This window comes from Cupriavidus sp. L7L (assembly GCF_004353535.1).
Taxonomy (GTDB): Bacteria; Pseudomonadota; Gammaproteobacteria; order Burkholderiales; family Burkholderiaceae; genus Cupriavidus; species Cupriavidus oxalaticus_A.
This window is the reverse complement of the sequence record NZ_SMNY01000014.1, coordinates 24,444-43,731: the sequence shown is the minus strand read 5'-3', so window position 1 is coordinate 43,731 and position 19,288 is coordinate 24,444. Positions and strand designations below refer to the sequence as shown.

Annotated in this window: 19 protein-coding genes; 9 read left to right on the top strand and 10 right to left on the bottom strand. The window is 67.5% G+C overall.

The features are described from left to right. The first annotated feature begins 9 nt into the window (after window positions 1–9). A complete protein-coding gene (locus tag E1J61_RS15825) occupies window positions 10–1,413 on the top strand; it encodes a CHASE3 domain-containing protein (protein ID WP_133095004.1) in 1,404 nt (467 codons plus the stop codon). A gap of 30 nt (window positions 1,414–1,443) precedes the next feature. Here the strand turns inward: E1J61_RS15825 and E1J61_RS15820 are convergent, their stop codons facing one another. From E1J61_RS15820 to E1J61_RS15800, 5 genes are all read right to left on the bottom strand, one after another. Then, entirely contained in the window at window positions 1,444–1,851 is a 408-nt protein-coding gene (locus E1J61_RS15820) for a response regulator (RefSeq protein ID WP_133095003.1), read from the bottom strand. Window positions 1,852–1,917: 66 nt separating this feature from the next. Then, the gene (locus tag E1J61_RS15815; RefSeq protein ID WP_133095002.1) at window positions 1,918–2,550 is read right to left on the bottom strand and encodes a response regulator transcription factor; all 633 of its coding nucleotides are present in this window, start codon (window positions 2,548–2,550) and stop codon (window positions 1,918–1,920) included. Between the two features lie 309 nt (window positions 2,551–2,859). Next, the gene (locus E1J61_RS15810) at window positions 2,860–3,303 is read right to left on the bottom strand and encodes a hypothetical protein (RefSeq protein ID WP_133095001.1); all 444 of its coding nucleotides are present in this window, start codon (window positions 3,301–3,303) and stop codon (window positions 2,860–2,862) included. 265 nt (window positions 3,304–3,568) lie between these two features. Further along, window positions 3,569–6,316, bottom strand: a complete 2,748-nt coding sequence (gene metH, locus E1J61_RS15805; protein WP_133095000.1) for a methionine synthase — start codon at window positions 6,314–6,316, stop codon at window positions 3,569–3,571. Between the two features lie 16 nt (window positions 6,317–6,332). Continuing rightward, on the bottom strand, window positions 6,333–7,394 hold the full coding sequence (locus E1J61_RS15800; protein WP_133094999.1) for a homocysteine S-methyltransferase family protein: 1,062 nt from the start codon (window positions 7,392–7,394) through the stop codon (window positions 6,333–6,335). 208 nt (window positions 7,395–7,602) lie between these two features. Between E1J61_RS15800 and E1J61_RS15795 the strand changes: the two genes are divergently transcribed. Then, the gene (locus E1J61_RS15795) at window positions 7,603–7,995 is read left to right on the top strand and encodes a rhodanese-like domain-containing protein (RefSeq protein ID WP_133094998.1); all 393 of its coding nucleotides are present in this window, start codon (window positions 7,603–7,605) and stop codon (window positions 7,993–7,995) included. Between the two features lie 93 nt (window positions 7,996–8,088). Here E1J61_RS15795 and E1J61_RS15790 read toward each other — a convergent pair whose 3' ends face one another. From E1J61_RS15790 to E1J61_RS15775, 4 genes are all read right to left on the bottom strand, one after another. After that, window positions 8,089–8,346: a DUF3567 domain-containing protein gene (locus tag E1J61_RS15790; RefSeq protein WP_133094997.1), complete on the bottom strand. Its 258-nt coding sequence runs from the start codon at window positions 8,344–8,346 to the stop codon at window positions 8,089–8,091. Between the two features lie 234 nt (window positions 8,347–8,580). Continuing rightward, complete coding sequence (locus E1J61_RS15785; protein WP_133094996.1) at window positions 8,581–9,423, bottom strand: alpha/beta fold hydrolase; 843 nt, start codon at window positions 9,421–9,423, stop codon at window positions 8,581–8,583. A gap of 128 nt (window positions 9,424–9,551) precedes the next feature. Beyond that, window positions 9,552–10,547, bottom strand: a complete 996-nt coding sequence (locus tag E1J61_RS15780; protein WP_243736886.1) for a DUF3108 domain-containing protein — start codon at window positions 10,545–10,547, stop codon at window positions 9,552–9,554. Window positions 10,548–10,605: 58 nt separating this feature from the next. After that, the gene (locus tag E1J61_RS15775; RefSeq protein WP_195427779.1) at window positions 10,606–11,439 is read right to left on the bottom strand and encodes an IclR family transcriptional regulator; all 834 of its coding nucleotides are present in this window, start codon (window positions 11,437–11,439) and stop codon (window positions 10,606–10,608) included. Window positions 11,440–11,692: 253 nt separating this feature from the next. Between E1J61_RS15775 and E1J61_RS15770 the strand changes: the two genes are divergently transcribed. The 7 genes from E1J61_RS15770 (at window position 11,693) to rfaE2 (ending at window position 18,984) form a co-directional block, all read left to right on the top strand. Beyond that, window positions 11,693–12,655 carry a tripartite tricarboxylate transporter substrate binding protein gene (locus E1J61_RS15770; protein ID WP_243736885.1) on the top strand — a complete coding sequence of 321 codons (963 nt, stop codon included), beginning with the start codon at window positions 11,693–11,695 and terminating at the stop codon, window positions 12,653–12,655. 91 nt (window positions 12,656–12,746) lie between these two features. Next, entirely contained in the window at window positions 12,747–13,727 is a 981-nt protein-coding gene (locus E1J61_RS15765) for a fumarylacetoacetate hydrolase family protein (protein WP_133094993.1), read from the top strand. 142 nt (window positions 13,728–13,869) lie between these two features. Continuing rightward, entirely contained in the window at window positions 13,870–14,706 is an 837-nt protein-coding gene (locus E1J61_RS15760; protein WP_133094992.1) for an enoyl-CoA hydratase/isomerase family protein, read from the top strand. A 65-nt stretch (window positions 14,707–14,771) separates the two neighbouring features. Then, a complete protein-coding gene (locus tag E1J61_RS15755; RefSeq protein ID WP_133094991.1) occupies window positions 14,772–15,638 on the top strand; it encodes a PhaM family polyhydroxyalkanoate granule multifunctional regulatory protein in 867 nt (288 codons plus the stop codon). A gap of 58 nt (window positions 15,639–15,696) precedes the next feature. After that, entirely contained in the window at window positions 15,697–16,983 is a 1,287-nt protein-coding gene (locus E1J61_RS15750) for a patatin-like phospholipase family protein (protein WP_371704215.1), read from the top strand. Between the two features lie 186 nt (window positions 16,984–17,169). Continuing rightward, the gene (locus E1J61_RS15745) at window positions 17,170–18,033 is read left to right on the top strand and encodes a ferritin-like domain-containing protein (protein ID WP_133094990.1); all 864 of its coding nucleotides are present in this window, start codon (window positions 17,170–17,172) and stop codon (window positions 18,031–18,033) included. 456 nt (window positions 18,034–18,489) lie between these two features. Next, window positions 18,490–18,984: a D-glycero-beta-D-manno-heptose 1-phosphate adenylyltransferase gene (gene rfaE2 / locus E1J61_RS15740; protein WP_133094989.1), complete on the top strand. Its 495-nt coding sequence runs from the start codon at window positions 18,490–18,492 to the stop codon at window positions 18,982–18,984. 9 nt (window positions 18,985–18,993) lie between these two features. Here the strand turns inward: rfaE2 and E1J61_RS15735 are convergent, their stop codons facing one another. Then, on the bottom strand, window positions 18,994–19,242 hold the full coding sequence (locus tag E1J61_RS15735; RefSeq protein ID WP_133094988.1) for a hypothetical protein: 249 nt from the start codon (window positions 19,240–19,242) through the stop codon (window positions 18,994–18,996). Window positions 19,243–19,288 lie beyond the last annotated feature (46 nt).

Genomic DNA, 19,288 nt, shown 5'->3' with positions numbered 1-19,288 from the left:
GATGCCCCCATGTTCAAGCAGTCATTTCTTCCTCACACGCTGTTGCTCGCGGGCGGCATCGTGCTGACGCTGGCGGTGCTGGTGGCGTCGGAAACCGGCAATATCCGCCTGCGCGAAAGCTACACCGACGTGATCCGCTCGCAGCGCGTGCAGACCGAGCTGGCCGCGCTCAACGGCGAGCTGGTCAACGCCGAGGCTGGCCAGCGCGGCTTCCTGCTGACCGGCAAGGAGAGCTACCTCGAGCCCTACTACAAGGGGCTGCCGCGCATCGCCGAGCTGATGGCGCAGATCCGCGCGGACTATGCCAACGACCCGGAGGGGCTGAAGATGTTTGGCGACACCTCCAAGCTGATCAACAGCAAGCTCAACGAGATGGCGCTGACGCTGGTCTATGGCAAGCGCGACCTGGAAGTGGCGCTGGACCTGGTCCGCACCGACTACGGCAAGCAGACCATGGACAACGCGCGCCGCGGGCTCGACCAGCTGCAGGCGCGCGAGGCGGGCTCGGTCTCGCACCGGCTGGAAGGCGCCGAGAACGATGTGCAGCTGTCGCGCTACGGCATCGGCCTGCTGACCGCGATCAACATCATCCTGCTGCTCGCGGTCGGCGTGGGCCACGCCAAGCGCCTGTCCATGGCCGAGGCGGTGCGCGCGCAGCTGGAAGAGGAAAGCGCCAAGCTCGACCGCAAGGTGCGCGCGCGCACGCGCCAGCTGTCTGCGCTGGCGGCTCACCTTCAGCGCGTTACCGAAGACGAGAAAACCCGGCTGGCGCGCGAGCTGCACGACGAGCTGGGTGCGATCCTGACCGCCATCAAGCTCGACCTGCACTGGGTGCGCCGCCAGATCCAGCAGGCGCATCCGCAAGGCGCCGAGCGCCTGACGCGGGTGATGCTGCACGTCGACCAGGGCATCCAGATCAAGCGCCGCCTGATCGAGGACCTGCGCCCCACCGTGCTGCTCAACCTCGGCCTGCGCGCCGCGGTGTGCCAGCTGGTGGAGGAAGTCGGCGCGCGCAACAGCTGGGAAACCGAAGTCAGCGTGCCCGAGGACCTGCCGGCGCTGCGCGACGAAGCGGCAATCGCGCTGTACCGGATCGTGCAGGAATCGCTGACCAATGCCAGCAAGTACTCGGAAGCCAGGCGCGTCGAGGTCTGCCTGGCGTGCCGCGGCGAGCTGCTGACGCTGACCGTGCGCGATGACGGCAAGGGCCTGCCGCCCGACTTCGACGCCGGCAGCATCGCCGGCCACCACGGCCTGCTCGGCATGGAGCAGCGCGTCACCGCGCTGGGCGGCAGCATGAAGATCGACTCGTCGGCGCACGCGGGCGTTCGCATTCACATCGAGGTGCCGCTGACGGCATCCGTGCTGGCGCCGGCGGAGGAGCCGGAAGGCGAAGAGCCTGCACGCGCCTGATGGGTGCTGCCTGAAGGATAGCCAGGAGGATCAGGACGCCGCCGCCGCGTGCTCCTCGATCACGCGGAACACCTGCTCCAGCTCGAGCGACTTGTCGAAGAAATAATCGGCACCCGCCTCGGCGCACTGTCTGCGGTACATCTGCACCTCGGCGTGGTTGGTATAGACGATACGCACGGTGTCCGTGCCTTTGCGCTGCATTGCGCGCAGCACATTGATGCCGTTGCCCTGGCGCAGCTGCAGGTCCACGATGGCGACGTCGTACTTGCCGGCATCGAGCAGGCGCAGGGCCATGGCTTCGGTGTCGGCCCAGTCCACATTCTCGATGAACGGGAAATCCTTCAGGTATTCGAGCAGCATGCCTCGCAGGACTGCCGAGTCTTCGATCAGCAGTATGCTCAGCGCCCGGTAGGAAGTGTTCGAAGCCTGCTCCGACATGTTCTGGTTTGCAGGCCCGGTCCGGTGCGATCAGCCGCAGGCCGCGATGCGGCCCGCGGCCCGCCGCTACTCGACCAGGCCGTTCTTGATAGCGTAGTAAGTCAGGTCAGCGTTGGTCTTCATGCCCATTTTCTCCAGGATGCGGGAACGATAGGTACTGACGGTCTTGACGCTGAGAAACAATTCGTCGGCGATCACCGACACCGACTGCCCGCGCGAGAGCTTGCAGAAGATCTGGAACTCGCGCTCGGACAGCATCTGGTGCACCGGCTGCTCGGTCGGCTTGTCGAGCCCGCCGATCAGCAGGTCGGCCACCGTGGCGCTGACATAGCGGCGTCCCTGCGCCACCGTGCGGATGGCCTTGACCAGATCGTCGGGGGCGCTTTCCTTGGTCAGGTAGCCTGAAGCACCGGCACGGATCAGGTTGATGGCGTACTGGTCTTCCGGGTAGGTGGACAGGATCAGCACCGGCAGTTCAGGCTTGCGTTGCCGGATCAGCTTGAGCACATCGATGCCGTTGCGGTCTGGCATCGAGATATCCAGCACCAGCACATCGTATTCGGCGTCACGCAGCCGAGCCATGACTTCGTCGCCGCTGCCGGCTTCGCCAGTCACCTGGATGTCGGGCTCGTCGGAAATGAACTGTCGCAGCCCGGCACGCACAATCTCGTGATCGTCAGCGATCAGGACGCGGATCATGAGGGGCTCCACGGGGTTGAACGGACCGGCACATTGCCCGGTGCAGTCGGGTGCAGGCGGAACCGCTTGCGTTGCTGTCATTGTAGTGCCGGCCGCGCGCGCGGGCTGTCGGTGTCAGGCTGACATGATGCGCGGCCACAACGCGTAGAGCGCACATGGCGCAGGCCTGCGCGCCACGTTGCGGCCCGGCGTACAGCCCGGCGTACAAAAGCAAAGCGGGACGGCCTGGAGTCCGTCCCGCTTTGCTGCGGCGCGTCAGGCCCCTGAGGACCTCAGGGCCTGCGCGCCTGTGCCGACCTGGCGGCGAGCTTACTGCAACTTGGCGCCCGCCTCGGCGCCCGCGCCGACGCTGGCATCGGCCTTGGACTTCTTGGTCGACTTGGTGGCGTGCTTGCCGTGCTTGGCCTTGCTGCCGGCTTCGGCCTTGGCATCGGCCGACGTGCTGGCGCCCTTCTCGACCGCCGCACCGGCGGTGGACAGGCCCTTGTCAGCCGCGGAGCCCGCTGCCGACACGCCCTTGTCGGTTGCCGCACCCGCGGTCGACAGGCCCTTCTCGGCGGCGCTGGTGGCGCCGGTGGCGGCGCTGCCCGCGGTATTCAACGCACCCTGCGTGGCGGCGGAGGGGGAGGGCGCGGTCACCGATGTGCCGACGTCGGCCTTCGCGCCGGCGCCCACGCCAGTACCTTGTGCCATGGCCAGCGAGGAAGCGGCGGCGATCGACAGGGCGGACAGGGAGAGCAGCAGTTTCTTCATGGACAGACTCCTTTCAGGATGCCCCGCGGCGAAACATTCGTCGCGGTGTTCACGCGCTGGTGTTTGCGTGAATCGAGCCCTCAGTCTAGGGACCGCACCTGCACCGGTCTGTGAGGGATTGAAAGGCTCTGTAAGGAGTTGTGAGGCGTCGGATACGCCGCTGCAACCAGGCCGGGAAGCCGTTGCACCGGGAAATTCCCTGTGACATCAACGGGCTGGCGGCAGGATCGCGCGGCCGTGGCCGGCGCCCTGCCGTCGCACCCCGTTACAGGTTGGGCGCGAGCGCGCGCTCCAGCGTGGCGCGTTCTTCATGGCGGCGCGCCACCATGTCGTCGAGCTGGTCCTGGCCGATCTTGCCGATGGTGAAGTAGGTCGACTCGGGATGCGCCAGGTAGAAGCCGCTCACCGAAGCGGCCGGCGTCATTGCCAGAGACTCGGTGATGCCCATGCCGATCTCGGCCGCGTCGAGGAACTCGAACATCGGGCCCTTGACGGTGTGCTCCGGGCAGGCCGGATAGCCGGGCGCGGGACGGATGCCGCGGTAGGACTCGGCGATCAGCTGCTCGTTGCTCAGCTGCTCGGCCGCGTCGTAGCCCCACAGGTCCTTGCGCACGCGCTCGTGCAGGCATTCGGCGAAGGCTTCGGCCAGGCGGTCGGCCAGCGCCTTCAGCATGATCGCGCTGTAGTCGTCGTGGTCGGCCTCGAACTGGGCTTCCTTCTTGTCGACGCCGAGGCCCGCGGTGACGGCAAACATGCCCACGTAGTCGGCGATGCCGCTGTCCTTCGGGGCGACAAAGTCCGCCAGGCAGCGGTTGGGGCGGCGCACGCCATCGACCACCGGGCGCTCGCTCTGCTGGCGCACGTTGTGCCAGGTCAGCGCGACCTTGCTGCGGGTCTCGTCGGTGTAGATCTCGATATCGTCGTCGTTGACGGTGTTGGCCGGCAGCAGCGCGATCACGCCGTTGGCCGTCAGCCAGCGGCCCTGGATCAGGCGCGACAGCATGGCCTTGCCGTCCGAGAACACCTTGCGCGCCGACTCGCCGACGATCTCGTCGTTGAGGATATCGGGGAATTTGCCGGCGAGGTCCCAGGTCTGGAAGAACGGGCCCCAGTCGATGTAGTTGGCCAGTTCCGCCAGGTCGTAGTTGCGGAACACGCGGCGGCCGACGAACTTGGGCCTGGGCGGCACGTAGCCGCTCCAGTCGATCGGCGTCTTGTTGGCGCGCGCCTGCGCCAGCGTCACCATCGGCGTGGCCTTCTTGCTGGCGTGCTGGGTGCGGATGCGGTCGTAGTCGGTCTTCAGTTCGTCCAGGTACTTCGCCGCCCCTTCATCGGACAGCAGGCTCGACGCCACGCTGACCGAACGCGAGGCGTCAGGCACGTACACCACCGGCCCTTCGTAGTTGGGCGCGATCTTGACCGCGGTATGCACGCGCGAGGTGGTGGCGCCACCGATCAGCAGCGGGATCTTCTTCACGCGGAAGTAGTCGTCGCGCTGCATCTCCGACGCGACGTAGGCCATTTCTTCCAGCGACGGCGTGATCAGCCCCGACAGGCCGACGATATCCGCGCCCTCGACCTTGGCCTTTGCCAGGATCTCGTTGCACGGGACCATCACGCCCATGTTGACGACCTCGAAGTTATTGCACTGGAGCACCACCGACACGATGTTCTTGCCGATGTCGTGCACGTCGCCCTTCACGGTGGCGATCACGATCTTGCCGCGCGCGCGCACATCGCCGCCGGCCTCGGCCAGCAGGCGCTTTTCTTCCTCGATGAAGGGCAGCAGGTGCGCCACCGCCTGCTTCATCACGCGCGCGCTCTTGACCACCTGCGGCAGGAACATCTTGCCGGCGCCGAACAGGTCGCCGACGATGTTCATGCCGTCCATCAGCGGGCCCTCGATCACCTCGATCGGGCGGCCGCCGCGCGCGGCGACCTGCTGCCGGACTTCCTCGGTGTCTTCGACGATGAAGGTGGTGATGCCATGCACCAGCGCATGCGCCAGGCGTTCGCCCACGGGCACCGGCTGCTCGGGCGTGCCGCGCCAGGCCAGGTTTTCTTCCTTCTTCGCGCCGCCGCCCTTGTAGCGGTCGGCGATTTCCAGCAGGCGATCGGTGGAATCCTCGCGGCGATTGAGCACCACATCTTCCACGCGCTCGCGCAACTCGGGATCGAGCTGGTCATACACGCCGAGCTGGCCGGCGTTGACGATGCCCATGTCCATGCCCGCGCCGATCGCGTGGTACAGGAAAACGGTGTGGATCGCCTCGCGCACCACGTCGTTGCCGCGGAACGAGAACGACACGTTGGACACGCCGCCGCTCACCTTGGCGTACGGCAGGTTCTGCTTGATCCAGCGCGTGGCTTCGATGAAGTCCACGGCGTAGTTGTTGTGTTCCTCGATGCCGGTCGCGACCGCGAAAATATTCGGGTCGAAGATGATGTCTTCCGGCGGGAAGCCGACTTCATTGACCAGGATGTCGTAGCTGCGCTTGCAGATCTCGGTCTTGCGCTCGAAGGTATCGGCCTGGCCCTTCTCGTCGAAGGCCATCACCACGCTGGCCGCGCCGTAGCGGCGAATCAGTTCGGCGTGGTGGCGGAACTGTTCCTCGCCTTCCTTCAGCGAGATCGAGTTCACCACCGGCTTGCCCTGCACGCACTGCAGGCCGGCCTCGATCACGTCCCACTTGGACGAGTCGATCATGATCGGCACACGCGCAATGTCCGGCTCGGAGGCGATCAGGTTCAGGAAGCGAACCATCGCGGCCTTCGAGTCCAGCATGGCCTCGTCCATGTTGATGTCGATGATCTGCGCGCCGTTCTCGACCTGCTGGCGGGCCACCGCCAGCGCCTCGTCGAACTGGCCGTTCAGGATCATGCGCGCGAAGGCCTTGGAGCCGGTCACGTTGGTGCGCTCGCCGACGTTGACGAACAGCGTGTCGTCGTCGATGGTGAAGGGCTCGAGGCCAGACAGGCGCATCGGGCGCGGGGGCAGTTTGTTCTCGCTCATGTTCTCGGGCTCCGGCTCAGGCGGCGTCGCGGTACTGGCCGGGCCAGGTGCGGGGTTTCTTGTCGGCCACGCGCTGGGCAATGGCGGCGATGTGCTCGGGGGTGGTGCCGCAGCAGCCGCCCACCAGGTTCACCAGCCCGGAAGCGGCGAATTCCTCGACCAGCGAAGACGTGACTTCCGGCGTTTCGTCGAAGCCCGTATCGCTCATCGGGTTCGGCAAACCCGCGTTCGGGTAGCACGACACCGCGGCGTCGCACACCTTGGCCAGCTCGGCGATATACGGGCGCATCAGCGTGGCGCCCAGCGCGCAGTTCAGCCCGAAGGTGACCGGCCTGGCGTGGCGCAGGCTGTTCCAGAACGCTTCCACGGTCTGGCCCGACAGGATCCGGCCCGAGGCATCGGTCACGGTGCCGGAGATCATCACCGGCACGCGTTCGCCGGTGTCCTCGAACAGCTGGTCGATGGCGAACAGCGCGGCCTTGGCATTGAGCGTATCGAAGATGGTCTCGACCAGGAACACGTCGGCGCCGCCTTCGAGCAGCGCCTTGCCCTGCTCGTAGTAGGACTGGCGCAGTTCCTCGAAGGTGACGTTGCGCGCGCCGGGGTCGTTCACGTCGGGCGAGATGCTGGCGGTCTTGGGCGTCGGGCCGAAGGCGCCGGCGACGAAGCGCGGCTTGTCGGGCGTACTGTACTTGTCGCAAGCGGCGCGCGCCAGGCGCGCGGCCTCGACGTTCATCTCGTACGCCAGATCCGCCATCTTGTAGTCTTCCTGCGCCACGCGCGTGGCGCCGAAGGTATTGGTCTCGATCAGGTCGGCGCCGGCGGCCAGGTACTGCTCGTGGATCTCGCTGATGACCTGCGGGCGCGTCAGCAGCAGCAGTTCGTTATTGCCCTTCACGTCCACCTTGTGTTCGGCGAAGCGCTCGCCGCGGTAGTCGGCCTCGGTCAGCTTGTAGCGCTGGATCATGGTGCCCATGGCGCCATCCAGGATCAGGATGCGTTCTTGCAGCAGCCGGGGCAGCTCGGCAGCCCGGGTGTAGGGGCGCGGTGCGGCCGCGCGGGATTCAGGGGCACTCATGGCGGGGAACTCTGGAAAGGCGGCCGGCGCGATCGTGGATCGGCGGCGGGCGCTGCTGGGGCCGATGCTGGCCAAGAGCAGCGATTTTATCAGGTGTATCAAGGCCTTGCGGTTGCCTGTCGGGCCGATGGCGGCCTACACTGAGAGGCGTAACCGTCACCATTCCGGCCATTCCGCGTCCTTTGCGCGCCCCTTGTCCCCGCCGACCATGCAACACCTGTCCCCCGCCGACGCCAGCGACCTGCTGGCGCAATCGCCCGACACGCTCTTCATCGACTGCCGCAGCGAGATGGAATACCTGTTCGTCGGCCATCCCAAGGGTGCGCACAACGTCCCCTGGAACGACGGCCCCGACTGGGAGGTCAATCCGCATTTCGTGCAGATGGTGAAGAAGCTGGCCGGGCATGTGTCGGCGCGGCCGGTGCTGCTGATCTGCCGCAGCGGCAACCGTTCGGCGGCGGCGGCGCGGGCGCTGGAGGGCGCGGGCTTTGCCAACGTCTACAACGTGCTGCACGGTTTCGAGGGGGATCTCGACGGGCAGCGCCACCGCAATACGCTCAACGGCTGGCGCCACGACGGCCTGCCGTGGGAGCAGTACTGAAAGCAGTACTGAACCGCCGCCCAATAAAAACGCCCGCCGGGGCGGGCGCGATGGCAATGCCGCCGGCCGTGGCCGGCGGCAATGGAAAGCCGCTCAATGCATGACCAGCGGATGCGTCATCACGTTGTCGAACTTGGCGAGGAAGTCATCGACCTCTTCCACTGATGGCTCGCTTTCGATCAGGCGCTTGACGTCGGCGCGAAAGCTTTCAGCCAGGTGCCCGCCGAGGAAAATCTCGCGCTTCAGGTTCTTGTCGACGATTTCATAGCCGCCAAATTCGAGCGGCGCTTGCTCGACATCCGCACCGAACTCGACGATGCAGTAATTGTCGCTGTTGTAGATCATTTGCATGGCACACCTCCTGGGCGTCATGGTTGGGCGGCTTGCCCTTGTGATTCTTGCCTCGTCGATGTTGCCGTGAGGGGGCGCCGCGGCTTTACCTCCAAACTTGGGGTGACCCGCGCGAAATCAAGGCTTGGCAGGATTTAGCCGGTCACTGCGTTGCCACGTCATTGCTGCCTACATAGATTGGGCATCGTCCTTTGCAACAAGTTTCTTGAGCCTGGCGCATCAGTGTGTTGTCTGTCACGGAACGTCGCACTGGCCGCCGCACGCCGCATTGCCGAGGAACGCGTCCAGTGCCGCGTGGAAGCGTTCGGGCTGCTCCACATGCACCAGGTGCGCCGCCTGCGGCATCACTTCCAGCCGGGCGCCTCGGATGGCGGCCGCAATGCTCTGCGCCATTGCCACGGTCGCGCCCTGATCGTTCTCTCCTGCTACTACCAGCGTAGGACAATGGATACGGGAAAGCGCGCCGGCGAGATCGAAAGCCATGATCGCCTCGGCCACGCCCACATAGCCGCGCACCGGCGTGGCCACCAGCATGGCGTGGATGCGCGCCACCGCATCGGGATGGGCGGCGCGGAAGGCCGGCGTCAGCCAGCGCTCCAGCGTGGCATGGGCCAGGCCGGCCATGCCGTGCGCCTCGGCCTGGCCGATGCGGTTGTGCCACATCGGGTGCGCTTCCATCGGGGTCTGGCTGTTGGTGGCCACCAGCGCCAGCGACAGCAGCCGCTCCGGATGGCGCAACCCCAGCGTCTGCCCGATCATGCCGCCGACCGAAATGCCGCAGAAGTGGGCCTGGGGGATTTCCAGCGCGTCCATCACCGCGATCACATCGTCCGCCAGCCGGGTCATGGTGTAAGCGCCCAGCGGCGCCTCGCTGCCGCCATGCCCGCGCAGGTCGGGGCGCACCACGCGGTAGCGCGATGCCAGGTGGGCGGCGGTCTGGTCCCACAGCGCATGGCTGGCGGCCAGCGCATGGGCCAGGATCACCCACGGTCCGTCGGTGCCGTCGATGCGCACGTAAAGCTCGGCGCCGTCGGCATGGACGCGGTGCGTTTCGGCGGGTGGCGTGGCAACTGTCATGGCGGGGCTCCTGTCAGTAAGAATGCGCCAAACGCGGCGGCGTTGACCCGGGCGAGACGCTTTTTAACGATTGTTGACATTCGCCCGCTGGTTACCGGCGGTGATCGACCCCGGCGAACGGCCCGTGGCTATTGCCCGCCGTTGCCGCGGTACACCAGTTCGATCTGGGTGCCGTCGGGTTCGGTCTGCCGCAGCCGCACCGGCATCCAGCCCAGCGATTGCGCAAGCCACAACTCGACCCGGCGACGGTCATTCGCGCGGCGCGGCAGCCGCACGAAGTGCTTCGCACGTACCATGCCATTGCCCGTATCGAAATCCTCTTCTCCAACATACTGCACTTGCATCGGTTCCACATCGCGCGTATCGGCAACCTGAAACGTTTCGGTCACACCGGGGGTGACATAGCGTTGCGGATTGCCACGCACCAGGCCGACCAGCTGCAGGAACACGCTGAAGCGATCCTGGGCCCCGGGCGGGAATGGCGACTGCGCGCCGTTGCGCAGCGTGGCGATGCCGGCGGCGGTGTCAAAGCGCGATGACTCGGCCTTGTTGCGCCGGTGCTCTTCGTAGCGTTCCGGCAACAGTCCCTGCTCGGACAGCGCACCGTTGCTCTGGAACGCGAAGCGGAACCACAGCACGCGCGTTTCCACCGCGAGCCGGTAGCGGCGGCCGTCGTGCTCCCAGCGGATCAGGCCATCGGGGTTCTGCACGCCGTTGACAAAGCTGGCGTAGTGGTACGTGGCGGGCGGCGGCGCGCTGTAGACGACGCCGTCGACGCCGCCCTGCGGACCGCCGGAAGGCGCCGGCGCGGGCGCGGCGGGTGGTGTTGGCGCCGCTCCGGTGCCGCCTGGACCGGTTGCCATCTCGGCCGGGCCTTGCGGGCTGGTCGCCAACGGCGGGGCTGGCGGCTCAGGCTCGGGCTCGGGCGCCGGGACCGGCGCCGCGGCTTTCGGGCGCGGCTGTGGCGCGGGGCGCGGCCTGGGCTGGGCCGGTGGCCTGGGCGGCGGCAGCAGGACCGCCTCCAGCGTGGGTGTGTTGCTGGTGTCGAACGGGATCAGCGGCCCCGGCATGCGCAGGAATCCCACCACCGCCAGCACGTGCACAAGTACCACCAGCGCAACCACGATCACCCAGCGCCGACGGCGCCAGACGGGGGTATCCGCGCCCGGGCGGGCGCGAGGACTAGGGCTGGCCGGTTTCTCCGGCCGGGGGGACGGCACCAAGGTAGCCGAGTTCCGATGAGAGCTGTTGGGCGATATCGCGTACGCGACGATCCATCGTACCGCCCCATTCTGCATCGAACAGGCTCTGCGCGCCCAGTACGATTAACCCCATGGCGAGGTGGCCGTTGGCATCGAACACCGGCATAGAGAATGCATTGATGCCCGGCAGCACGCCGCCGAGCGTGCGCGCGGCGCCGTGCGCGCGGACTTCGGCGCAGATCGCGTCGTATTCGGACAGCGACGCCGGCATGTCCGGCACCGCGCCATTGCCGCGCGCGCCCAGCTCGCGCTCGATCAGCGGCAGGGTCTGCTTGCGCGGCAGGTAGGCGCCGTAGAGACGGCCGGTGGCGGAATTGAGCATTGGCATCACGTCGCCCAGGCGCAGGCTCACGGTGACGGGGTGGCTGGATTCCTCCCAGTGCACGATGGTCGGGCCGTGGTTGCCCCATACGGCGATGCCGGCGGTCAGGTCCATCTCGTCGCGCAGCTGCGACAGGATCGGACGCGCCTTCTTGACCGGATCGAGCCGGTTGAGGCCGGCCAGCCCCAGCTGCAGCGCGAACGGGCCCAGGTCGTAGCGGCCGCTGACGGGGTCCTGCGCCACCGTGCCCAGCCGCATGAAGCTGACCAGGTAGCGGTGCGCCTTGGCCGGGTTCATGCCGGCGGCGGCGGCGAGGTCGCGCAGCATCATCGCGCGCGGCGACGCCGCGAGGGCCTGGAGCAGCTTGAAGCCCACTTCGATGGACTGGATGCCGGAGCGCAGCTTGGCGTCGTCTTCTTCGTTTTCTGCAATGCGTGACATGGCCGGCGGCAGGGGGGCAGAGGGGATTGGGACCAGGAAATCGGCGCCCGGAGACCCGGGCAAGTTCGTAGGTAAATTTACTATAGCGAAATCGATTTACCAATTTTTAAGCCATCGGTAGACTTCCTTCGCAACAGACCCGGCGGCGCGCGTGTCGATGCCCGCCAAGCCGGGCCCCTTTTTAACACGGAGACTACCGATGCGCCCCCTGCGTCCCTTCCCTGGGCGTCGCCATGCCCATTTCATGCTCGCCGCCATGGCTGCCGCCGGCGCCCTGTTCACCGCCAGCGCGCCCGCGCACGCCGATGACTGGCCCGCCCAGCCGATCCGCTGGGTCGTGCCCTACCCGGCCGGCGGCGGCACCGACGTGGTGGCGCGCACCGTCGCCCAGGCGATCACGCCGGGGCTGGGCAAGCAGGTGGTGATCGACAACCGCCCGGGCGCTGCCACCATCGTCGGCGCCGATGCCGTCGCGCACGCCAAGCCCGATGGCTACACCGTGCTGACCGCCGACACCGCCACGCTTGCGGCCAATCCATCGCTGTACAAGAAGCTGCCGTACAACCCCGACAAGGACTTCGTCTATATCGGCCAGCTGGCGCGCTTCCCGCTGGTGCTGGTGGCCACTCCCAAGTTCCCGGCGCGCACGCTGAAGGAAGCCATCGAGTACGCGCAGAAGAACCCCGGCAAGGTCAACTTCGCCTCGCCCGGCGCGGGCAGCCCGCACCACCTGGCCATGGAGCTGTTCATGGACCAGGCCAGGGTCAAGATGACGCACGTGCCCTACAAGGGCGCGGCGCCGGCGGTGCAGGACCTGCTCGCCGGCCAGGTCGACCTGATGTTCCTGGACCTGGCCTCGGGCCAGCAGAACGTCAGCGCTGGCAAGCTGCGCGCGCTGGGCGTGGCCACGCCGAAGCGGCTGGCGGTGCTGCCCGGCGTGCCGACCGTGGCCGAAGGCGGCGTGAGCAACTTCGAGGCCTACGCCTGGCAAGGCCTGGTGGCGCCGGCGGGCACGCCCAAGGCGGTGGTCACGCGGCTGAACGCCGAGCTGGTCAAGGCGCTGAAGACGCCCGAGGTGCAGAAGAAGCTGGAAGGCGTGGGGGTCGAGGCGGTGTCGGGCACGCCCGAGGAATTCGCTGCCTACGCGCGCGCCGAAGCCGAGCGCTGGGGCAAGCTGATCAAGGCCAAGGGCATCACGGTCGACTAAGCCACCCGCAGGGGCGCGCAGCGTGGCGCGGTAGACTAGCGGGCGCTGCGTCCGCCGCGCGGGCGCCCCGCTCTCTACCGCATCGCATCCCATGAAACTCGCAACCCTGAAGGACGGTTCGCGCGACGGCCAGCTGGCGGTCGTGTCGCGCGACCTGAAGCAAGCCCACTTCGCCACCGACATCGCCGGCAAGCTGCAGACCGCGCTGGACGACTGGCATTTCTACGCGCCGCAGCTGCAGGACCTGTACGACGCGCTCAACACCGGCCGCGCGCGCCATCCGTTCGCGTTCAATCCCAAGGACTGCATGGCGCCGCTGCCGCGCGCCTACCAGTGGGCCGATGGCTCGGCCTACGTCAACCACGTCGAGCTGGTGCGCAAGGCGCGCGGCGCCGAAATGCCGCCCGAGTTCTGGACCGACCCGCTGATGTACCAGGGCGGATCGGACGACTTCCTCGGCCCGCAGGATGACATCGTGTGCGCCAGCGAAGCCTTCGGCATCGACTTCGAGGCCGAGGTCGCGGTCATCACCGGCGACGTGAAGATGGGCGCCACGCCCGAACAGGCCGGCGAAGCCATCCGCCTGGTGCTGCTGGCCAACGACGTCTCGTTGCGCAACCTGATCCCCGCGGAACTGGGCAAGGGCTTCGGCTTCTTCCAGAGCAAGCCGGCGACCGCCTTCTCGCCGGTCGCCGTCACGCCCGACGAGCTGGGCGAGGCCTGGCGCGAGCGCAAGGTGCACCTGCCGATGACGGTGCACTGGAACAGCAGGAAGGTCGGCCAGCCCGACTGCGGCACCGACATGGTGTTCGACTTCGGCCAGCTGATCGCGCATATCTGCAAGACCCGCAACGTGCGCGCCGGCAGCATCGTCGGCTCGGGCACGATCTCCAACGTCGACCGCAAGAAGGGCTACTGCTGCATCGCCGAGAAGCGCATGCTCGAGACCATCGACGACGGCAAGCCCGCCACCGAGTTCATGAAATTCGGCGACGCGGTCAAGATCGAGATGTTCGACGCGCAGGGGCATTCGGTGTTCGGGGCGATCGACCAGCTGGTGGCCGCGCCCTGAGCCGGCAACTGAGCCGGCAACTGAGCCGGCCGCTCCTGTCGGCAAGGGTGCGCCGGATGTGCATATAATTGACCGACCGATCGGTTGGTAAATCCACGATGCACCCGGCGCGGCCGCGCGCCACTCACCTGACAGGCCCCCCATGACTGCCCCGAACGACGCCTCTTCCACCGAACTTTCCGAACGCTACGCGCGCTACCGCGCGCTGACGCTGCGCCGCCACGGCCCCATCCTCGAGATCGTCATGGGCGCGGCGCAGTCGGCCAACCAGAAGCTGGCCACGGCCGACGCCAACATGCACCGCGAGCTGGCCGAGATCTGGCGCGACGTCTCCGCCGATCCCGACATCCGTGTGGCGCTGATCCGCGGCGAGGGCAAGGGCTTCTCCGCCGGCGGCGACCTGGCGCTGGTGGAAGACATGGCCAACGATTTCGAGACCCGCACGCGCGTGTGGCACGAAGCGCGCGACCTGGTCTACAACGTCATCAACTGCGACAAGCCGGTGGTCTCGGCGATGCATGGCCCGGCCGTCGGTGCCGGCCTGGTGGCAGGGCTGCTGGCCGATATCTCGATCGCCGCGAAGACCGCGCGCATCGTCGACGGCCATACCCGGCTGGGCGTGGCCGCGGGCGACCATGCCGCGATCGTGTGGCCGCTGCTGTGCGGAATGGCCAAGGCCAAGTACTATCTGATGCTGTGCGAGTCGGTCAGCGGCGAAGAGGCCGAGCGGATCGGCCTGGTCTCGCTGGCGGTGGAAGAGGACGAACTGGTGGCGCGTGCCTTCGAGGTAGCCAACCGGCTGGCGGCGGGGTCGCAGACAGCGATCCGCTGGACCAAGTACGCCCTCAACAACTGGCTGCGCATGGCCGGTCCCGCTTTCGATACCTCGCTGGCGCTCGAATTCATGGGCTTTGCCGGCCCCGACGTGCACGAAGGCATGGCGAGCCTGCGCCAGAAGCGGCCGCCACAATTCAGGTAACGACGACGCAGCCGCGCGGCCCGCATCCGGGCGCGAGGGCTGCGCCGCACACGGAGCACGCGACCATGTTCGGACAGATTCCCGATTTCACCAACGGCTTCGACTTCATGCGCCGCCTGTGGGGTGGCAGCGCCGGCATGTCCGGCGGCCTGATGCCCGGGCTGCAGGCGATGACGCCGCCGATGGACCTGGATGACCTCGACAAGCGCATTGCCGACCTCAAGGCAGTGGAGAGCTGGCTGCAGCTGAACACCAACCTGCTGCGCACCACGATCCAGGGCCTGGAGGTGCAGCGCGCCACGCTGGTGGCGCTGCAGACCTTCGGCAACGCGCTCTCGCCCGACGCCATGCAGTCGGCAATGGAAAACGTGGCGCGGGCCGCCAATGCGCCGAGCGCAGCGCCACCGCAGCGCGCCGGCGCCGACACCGGCGCAGGTTCCGGCACCACCAGGCCCCGCGAAGAAGCACACGCGGCGCAGGCCGGCGCCGAGCCGGAGCCGGCTCCCGAGCCGTCGGCCGAGGCAGCGCCAGACGCTGCACCCGAAGGCGCACCCAACGCCGCGCTGTGGTGGGACCTGCTGCAGCACCAGTTCAGCCAGATCGCCAGCAGCGCAGCCGCGGCCAGCATCGCGCCGTTCAACATGGGCGCCTTCGGCGCCGGCGGCATGCCGGCACAGCCGGGGGCCGCGCCGGACGGCGGGTCCGCGGCCAAAGCCACCTCACGCAAGGCCGCTGGCAACGGCAACGGCGCCAGGGCGAGCGCCACGGCAAAGAGCGGCGCCACGAGTGCAGCCAAGTCGGGGACCAAGGCTGCGGCCAAGCCCGCTGCAAAGAAAACTGCCGCAAAGAAGCCCGCTGCCGGCAAGACGGCCAAACCCACGCCCACCGGCAACCACGCCGCCAAGGACGACGACAACGGCGGCGACGAATGACGCAACTGCGGACGCAACTGCGCACCGCCTGACCTGTCGCTACGCAGCGCCTTCCCCCATGCACCGCGAGCCCCTGCCGGGACACCATCCGACCCCGCACAACGGCCCTGGCGTCCCTGGCGCGCCTAACGGCCCCAATCCCAACGCCACCGCGCTGATCATGATGGGCGGCGGCGCGCGCGCCGCCTACCAGGCTGGCGTGCTGTGCGGGCTGGCGCGCATTGCCGCGCGCCACGGCAAGGCCCATGGCGGGCTGCCGTTCGGCATCATCGCCGGCACCTCGGCGGGCGCGATCAACGGTGCCGGGCTGGCCATCAATGCCGGCGATTTCCAGGCCGCCACGCAAAGCCTGGGCGCGCTGTGGCACGGCATCCATGCCGACGACGTCTACCGCACCGACGTGCTGCGCGTGGGCATATCGGGCGCACGCTGGCTGTCGACGCTGGCGCTGGGCTGGGCCACGCAGCGCCGGGCACCGCGCGCGCTGTTCGACAACACGCCGCTAGGCGGCATGCTGGGCGAGCTGTTCGATCCCGCGCGGGTGCAGGCCAGCCTGGACAGCGGCGCGCTGCAGGCGTTCGCGGTCACCGCGCTGTCGTACAGCACCGGCCGCCACGTCACCTTCTACCAGTCGCACCACCGCATCCATCCGTGGCACCGCAGCCAGCGCATCGCTGTGCCGGCGCCGATCACGGTGGACCACCTGCTGGCCTCTGCATCGATACCGTTCCTGTTCCCCTCGGTTCCGCTCGAGATCGACGGCCATCACGAGTGGTTCGGCGATGGCACCATGCGGCAGATGTCGCCGCTGTCGCCGGCGATCCACCTGGGCGCATCGCGCATCCTGGCGATCGGCGCAGCCTCGCGCCAGCGCTCGGGCTGGTTCGACACCGTGCCCGCCGGCGGCTACCCGTCGCTGGCGCAGGTGGGCGGCCAGGCGCTGGCCAGCATCTTCCTGGACGGCCTCAATGCCGACCTGGAGCGGCTGCTGCATATCAACCGGCTGCTGGCGCGCATGCCCGAGATCGCCGGCGACCGCGAAGGCTGGCGCCCGGTGCAGGTCATGACGATCTCTCCCAGCGAACCGATCGAGGCGCTCGCCGCCGAACACCAGAAGCAGCTGCCGCGCACCGTGCGCGCGCTGCTGGCGCCGCTGGGCGGTACCGAGGCGCGCGGCGCCGCCTTCGCCAGCTACCTGCTGTTCGAGCCCGAGTTCACCCAGGCGCTGATGGCGCTGGGCGAGCGCGACGCCGAAGCGCAGGCCGCCGAACTGGCTGCGTTCCTGTATGGCGTGGTGCCGGGCACTGCACCTGCCGCCTTGCGCGAGGGCGCGGTTTCGCCCTGAGCACCTGCCCGCCAGGCGCCGTTGCTGGCACCTGTGCCGTCCGGCGCGCCGCTGATCGCCCGCAATATGCAGTCGGCTGCGCCAAAGCTCCGCAAAAGTCGTTGCATTTGCCCCTATCCGCCCTAAAAAAGGAGAAGAGAATAATTCGCATCTGGTAGAATCTGCCCGTAATTTCAAAGGCTTACCATGCTCTACCCCGAACTGTTCAAATCGTTGGAAGCCGTCCGCTGGCACATGGACAAGGACATTCCCTGGGATACCTTCGACGCCAGCCTGCTGACGGACGACCAGGCCAAGACCATTCGCATGAACGCGATCACGGAATGGTCCGCCCTGCCGGCGACCGAGATGTTCCTGCGCGACAACCGCCACGATTCCGACTTTTCGGCGTTCATGAGCATCTGGTTCTTCGAGGAACAGAAGCACTCGCTGGTGCTGATGGAGTACCTGCGCCGCTTCCGCCCGGACCTGGTGCCGACCGAGGAAGAGCTGCACGCCGTGCGCTTCGAGTTCGACCCGGCGCCGCCGCTGGAAACGCTGATGCTGCATTTCTGCGGCGAGATCCGCCTGAACCACTGGTACCGCCGCGCCGCCGAATGGCACTCGGAACCGGTGATCAAGCATATCTACCGCACCCTGTCGCAGGATGAAGCCCGCCACGGCGGCGCGTACCTGCGCTACATGAAGAAATACCTGGCGCAATTCGGCGACAGCGCGCGCGCCGCGTTCGCCAAGATCGGCGTGCTGATGGCATCGGCGCGCCGCACCGAAAAGCCGCTGCACCCGACCAACCTGCACGTCAACAAGGCGCTGTTCCCCAACGACACCGTGCAATCGCGCCTGCCCGACCCCGACTGGCTGGAGAAATGGCTGGACGAGCAGATCCGCTTCGACGAAGGCTGGGAGAAGAAGGTCATCGAACGGATCCTGCACAATATGTCGCTGCTGTTCGAACGCACCTTTGAATCGGTGCAGGACCTGAACCGCTACCGCAAGGAACTGAACGCCCGCCTGCCCGGCGCCGGCGGCGCCCAGCCGGCACAGGCCTGATCGGCGGCTAGCTGCCAGCCTCACAAAAACCCCGCTGCGGCGGGGTTTTTTCATTTGGCGCATCGGCGCCGCCATTCCCGGCTATTCGGCAATCCGCACCGGCGCCTGCCAGTTTCCCGGCGGGCCAGGTGGTATCCGGTTACTACCGTGCGGAAAAATACCCGGTTTTAGCCGGACGTACACATTCGCATTGGCCGCAATGCCAATCCAGTGCGCCATTCCGAGATATCTCTTAATTCTGAAAACAAAACACTTAAATCACTTGGCGCGATTATTTTTTGCCCCATGTTATTGATCCGACTTCAGTTATTGGAGCAGATCATCAGGTTCTCCTGACCGGGCGCCGTCATGGGGTAGGCAGCGCTGAACGGACGGCGAACCTCGGCGGACGGGGTACCATTCGGACAAGCGTGCCGGCGCCGCCAGCGCCGGCCTCCACCATCCGATCCCTGACCCATGTCCGTACCCGCCTTCGAATCCAAGCTGACTCCCGCCGACAACCACGCCGAGCTGGCCGCGCGCATCGCCGCGCTGCCGCGCCCGCTGGTGTTCACCAACGGCGTCTTCGATATCCTGCATCGCGGCCATGCCACCTACCTGGCGCAGGCGCGCGCGCTGGGCGCGAGCCTGGTGGTCGGCGTCAACAGCGATGCCTCGGTCAAGATGCTGGGCAAGGGCGACGATCGCCCGCTCAATCACGAATCGGACCGCATGGCGCTGCTGGCCGCGCTGGCGTCGGTCGACCTGGTGGCGATGTTCCGCGAGCAGACGCCGGTCGAGCTGATCCGGCTGGTGCGCCCCGACATCTACGTCAAGGGCGGCGACTATGACATCGATACGCTGGAAGAAACCCGGCTGGTGCGCAGCTGGGGCGGCCAGGCCTACGCCATCCCCTTCCTGCACGACCGCTCCACCACCAAGCTGCTGACCAAGGTGCGCCAGGCCGGCTGAGCCGCGCGCTCAGTCCTGACGCCGCGCCACCGGCAAGGTGCCACGCGGCGCGGCGTCTGCCGCGCGCGAAGGTGCCGGCGGCAGCTGCTGCAGGCGCTCGGCGCGCACTTGCTGCCCGAGCCGGTGCGGCTCGCGCGGCGTGCCGAACCAGCCGCCAAGCGGATTCGCGCCGAACAGGCCGGCCAGCGCCGCCACCATCAAGGCGTTGGCAAGGAGCAGCAACATCAGGGCAATGCGCAGGGCGCGTGGGGCGGACATGGACGGCGGCAGAGCGTGCGGGAATTACGTGGTCAAGGCGATGGCC

What these genes read in the sequence shown, in the direction of transcription:
- E1J61_RS15820 (WP_133095003.1), bottom strand. Translation starts at nt 1,851, where the DNA reads ATGTCGGAGCAGGCTTCGAACACTTCCTACCGGGCGCTGAGCATACTG.
- E1J61_RS15750 (WP_371704215.1), top strand. Translation starts at nt 15,697, where the DNA reads ATGCACCGCGAGCCCCTGCCGGGACACCATCCGACCCCGCACAACGGC.
- E1J61_RS15790 (WP_133094997.1), bottom strand. Translation starts at nt 8,346, where the DNA reads ATGCAAATGATCTACAACAGCGACAATTACTGCATCGTCGAGTTCGGT.
- E1J61_RS15770 (WP_243736885.1), top strand. Translation starts at nt 11,693, where the DNA reads ATGCTCGCCGCCATGGCTGCCGCCGGCGCCCTGTTCACCGCCAGCGCG.
- E1J61_RS15815 (WP_133095002.1), bottom strand. Translation starts at nt 2,550, where the DNA reads ATGATCCGCGTCCTGATCGCTGACGATCACGAGATTGTGCGTGCCGGG.
- metH (WP_133095000.1), bottom strand. Translation starts at nt 6,316, where the DNA reads ATGAGCGAGAACAAACTGCCCCCGCGCCCGATGCGCCTGTCTGGCCTC.
- E1J61_RS15810 (WP_133095001.1), bottom strand. Translation starts at nt 3,303, where the DNA reads ATGAAGAAACTGCTGCTCTCCCTGTCCGCCCTGTCGATCGCCGCCGCT.
- E1J61_RS15825 (WP_133095004.1), top strand. Translation starts at nt 10, where the DNA reads ATGTTCAAGCAGTCATTTCTTCCTCACACGCTGTTGCTCGCGGGCGGC.
- E1J61_RS15800 (WP_133094999.1), bottom strand. Translation starts at nt 7,394, where the DNA reads ATGAGTGCCCCTGAATCCCGCGCGGCCGCACCGCGCCCCTACACCCGG.
- E1J61_RS15735 (WP_133094988.1), bottom strand. Translation starts at nt 19,242, where the DNA reads ATGTCCGCCCCACGCGCCCTGCGCATTGCCCTGATGTTGCTGCTCCTT.
- E1J61_RS15785 (WP_133094996.1), bottom strand. Translation starts at nt 9,423, where the DNA reads ATGACAGTTGCCACGCCACCCGCCGAAACGCACCGCGTCCATGCCGAC.
- E1J61_RS15745 (WP_133094990.1), top strand. Translation starts at nt 17,170, where the DNA reads ATGCTCTACCCCGAACTGTTCAAATCGTTGGAAGCCGTCCGCTGGCAC.
- E1J61_RS15765 (WP_133094993.1), top strand. Translation starts at nt 12,747, where the DNA reads ATGAAACTCGCAACCCTGAAGGACGGTTCGCGCGACGGCCAGCTGGCG.
- E1J61_RS15795 (WP_133094998.1), top strand. Translation starts at nt 7,603, where the DNA reads ATGCAACACCTGTCCCCCGCCGACGCCAGCGACCTGCTGGCGCAATCG.
- E1J61_RS15755 (WP_133094991.1), top strand. Translation starts at nt 14,772, where the DNA reads ATGTTCGGACAGATTCCCGATTTCACCAACGGCTTCGACTTCATGCGC.
- rfaE2 (WP_133094989.1), top strand. Translation starts at nt 18,490, where the DNA reads ATGTCCGTACCCGCCTTCGAATCCAAGCTGACTCCCGCCGACAACCAC.
- E1J61_RS15760 (WP_133094992.1), top strand. Translation starts at nt 13,870, where the DNA reads ATGACTGCCCCGAACGACGCCTCTTCCACCGAACTTTCCGAACGCTAC.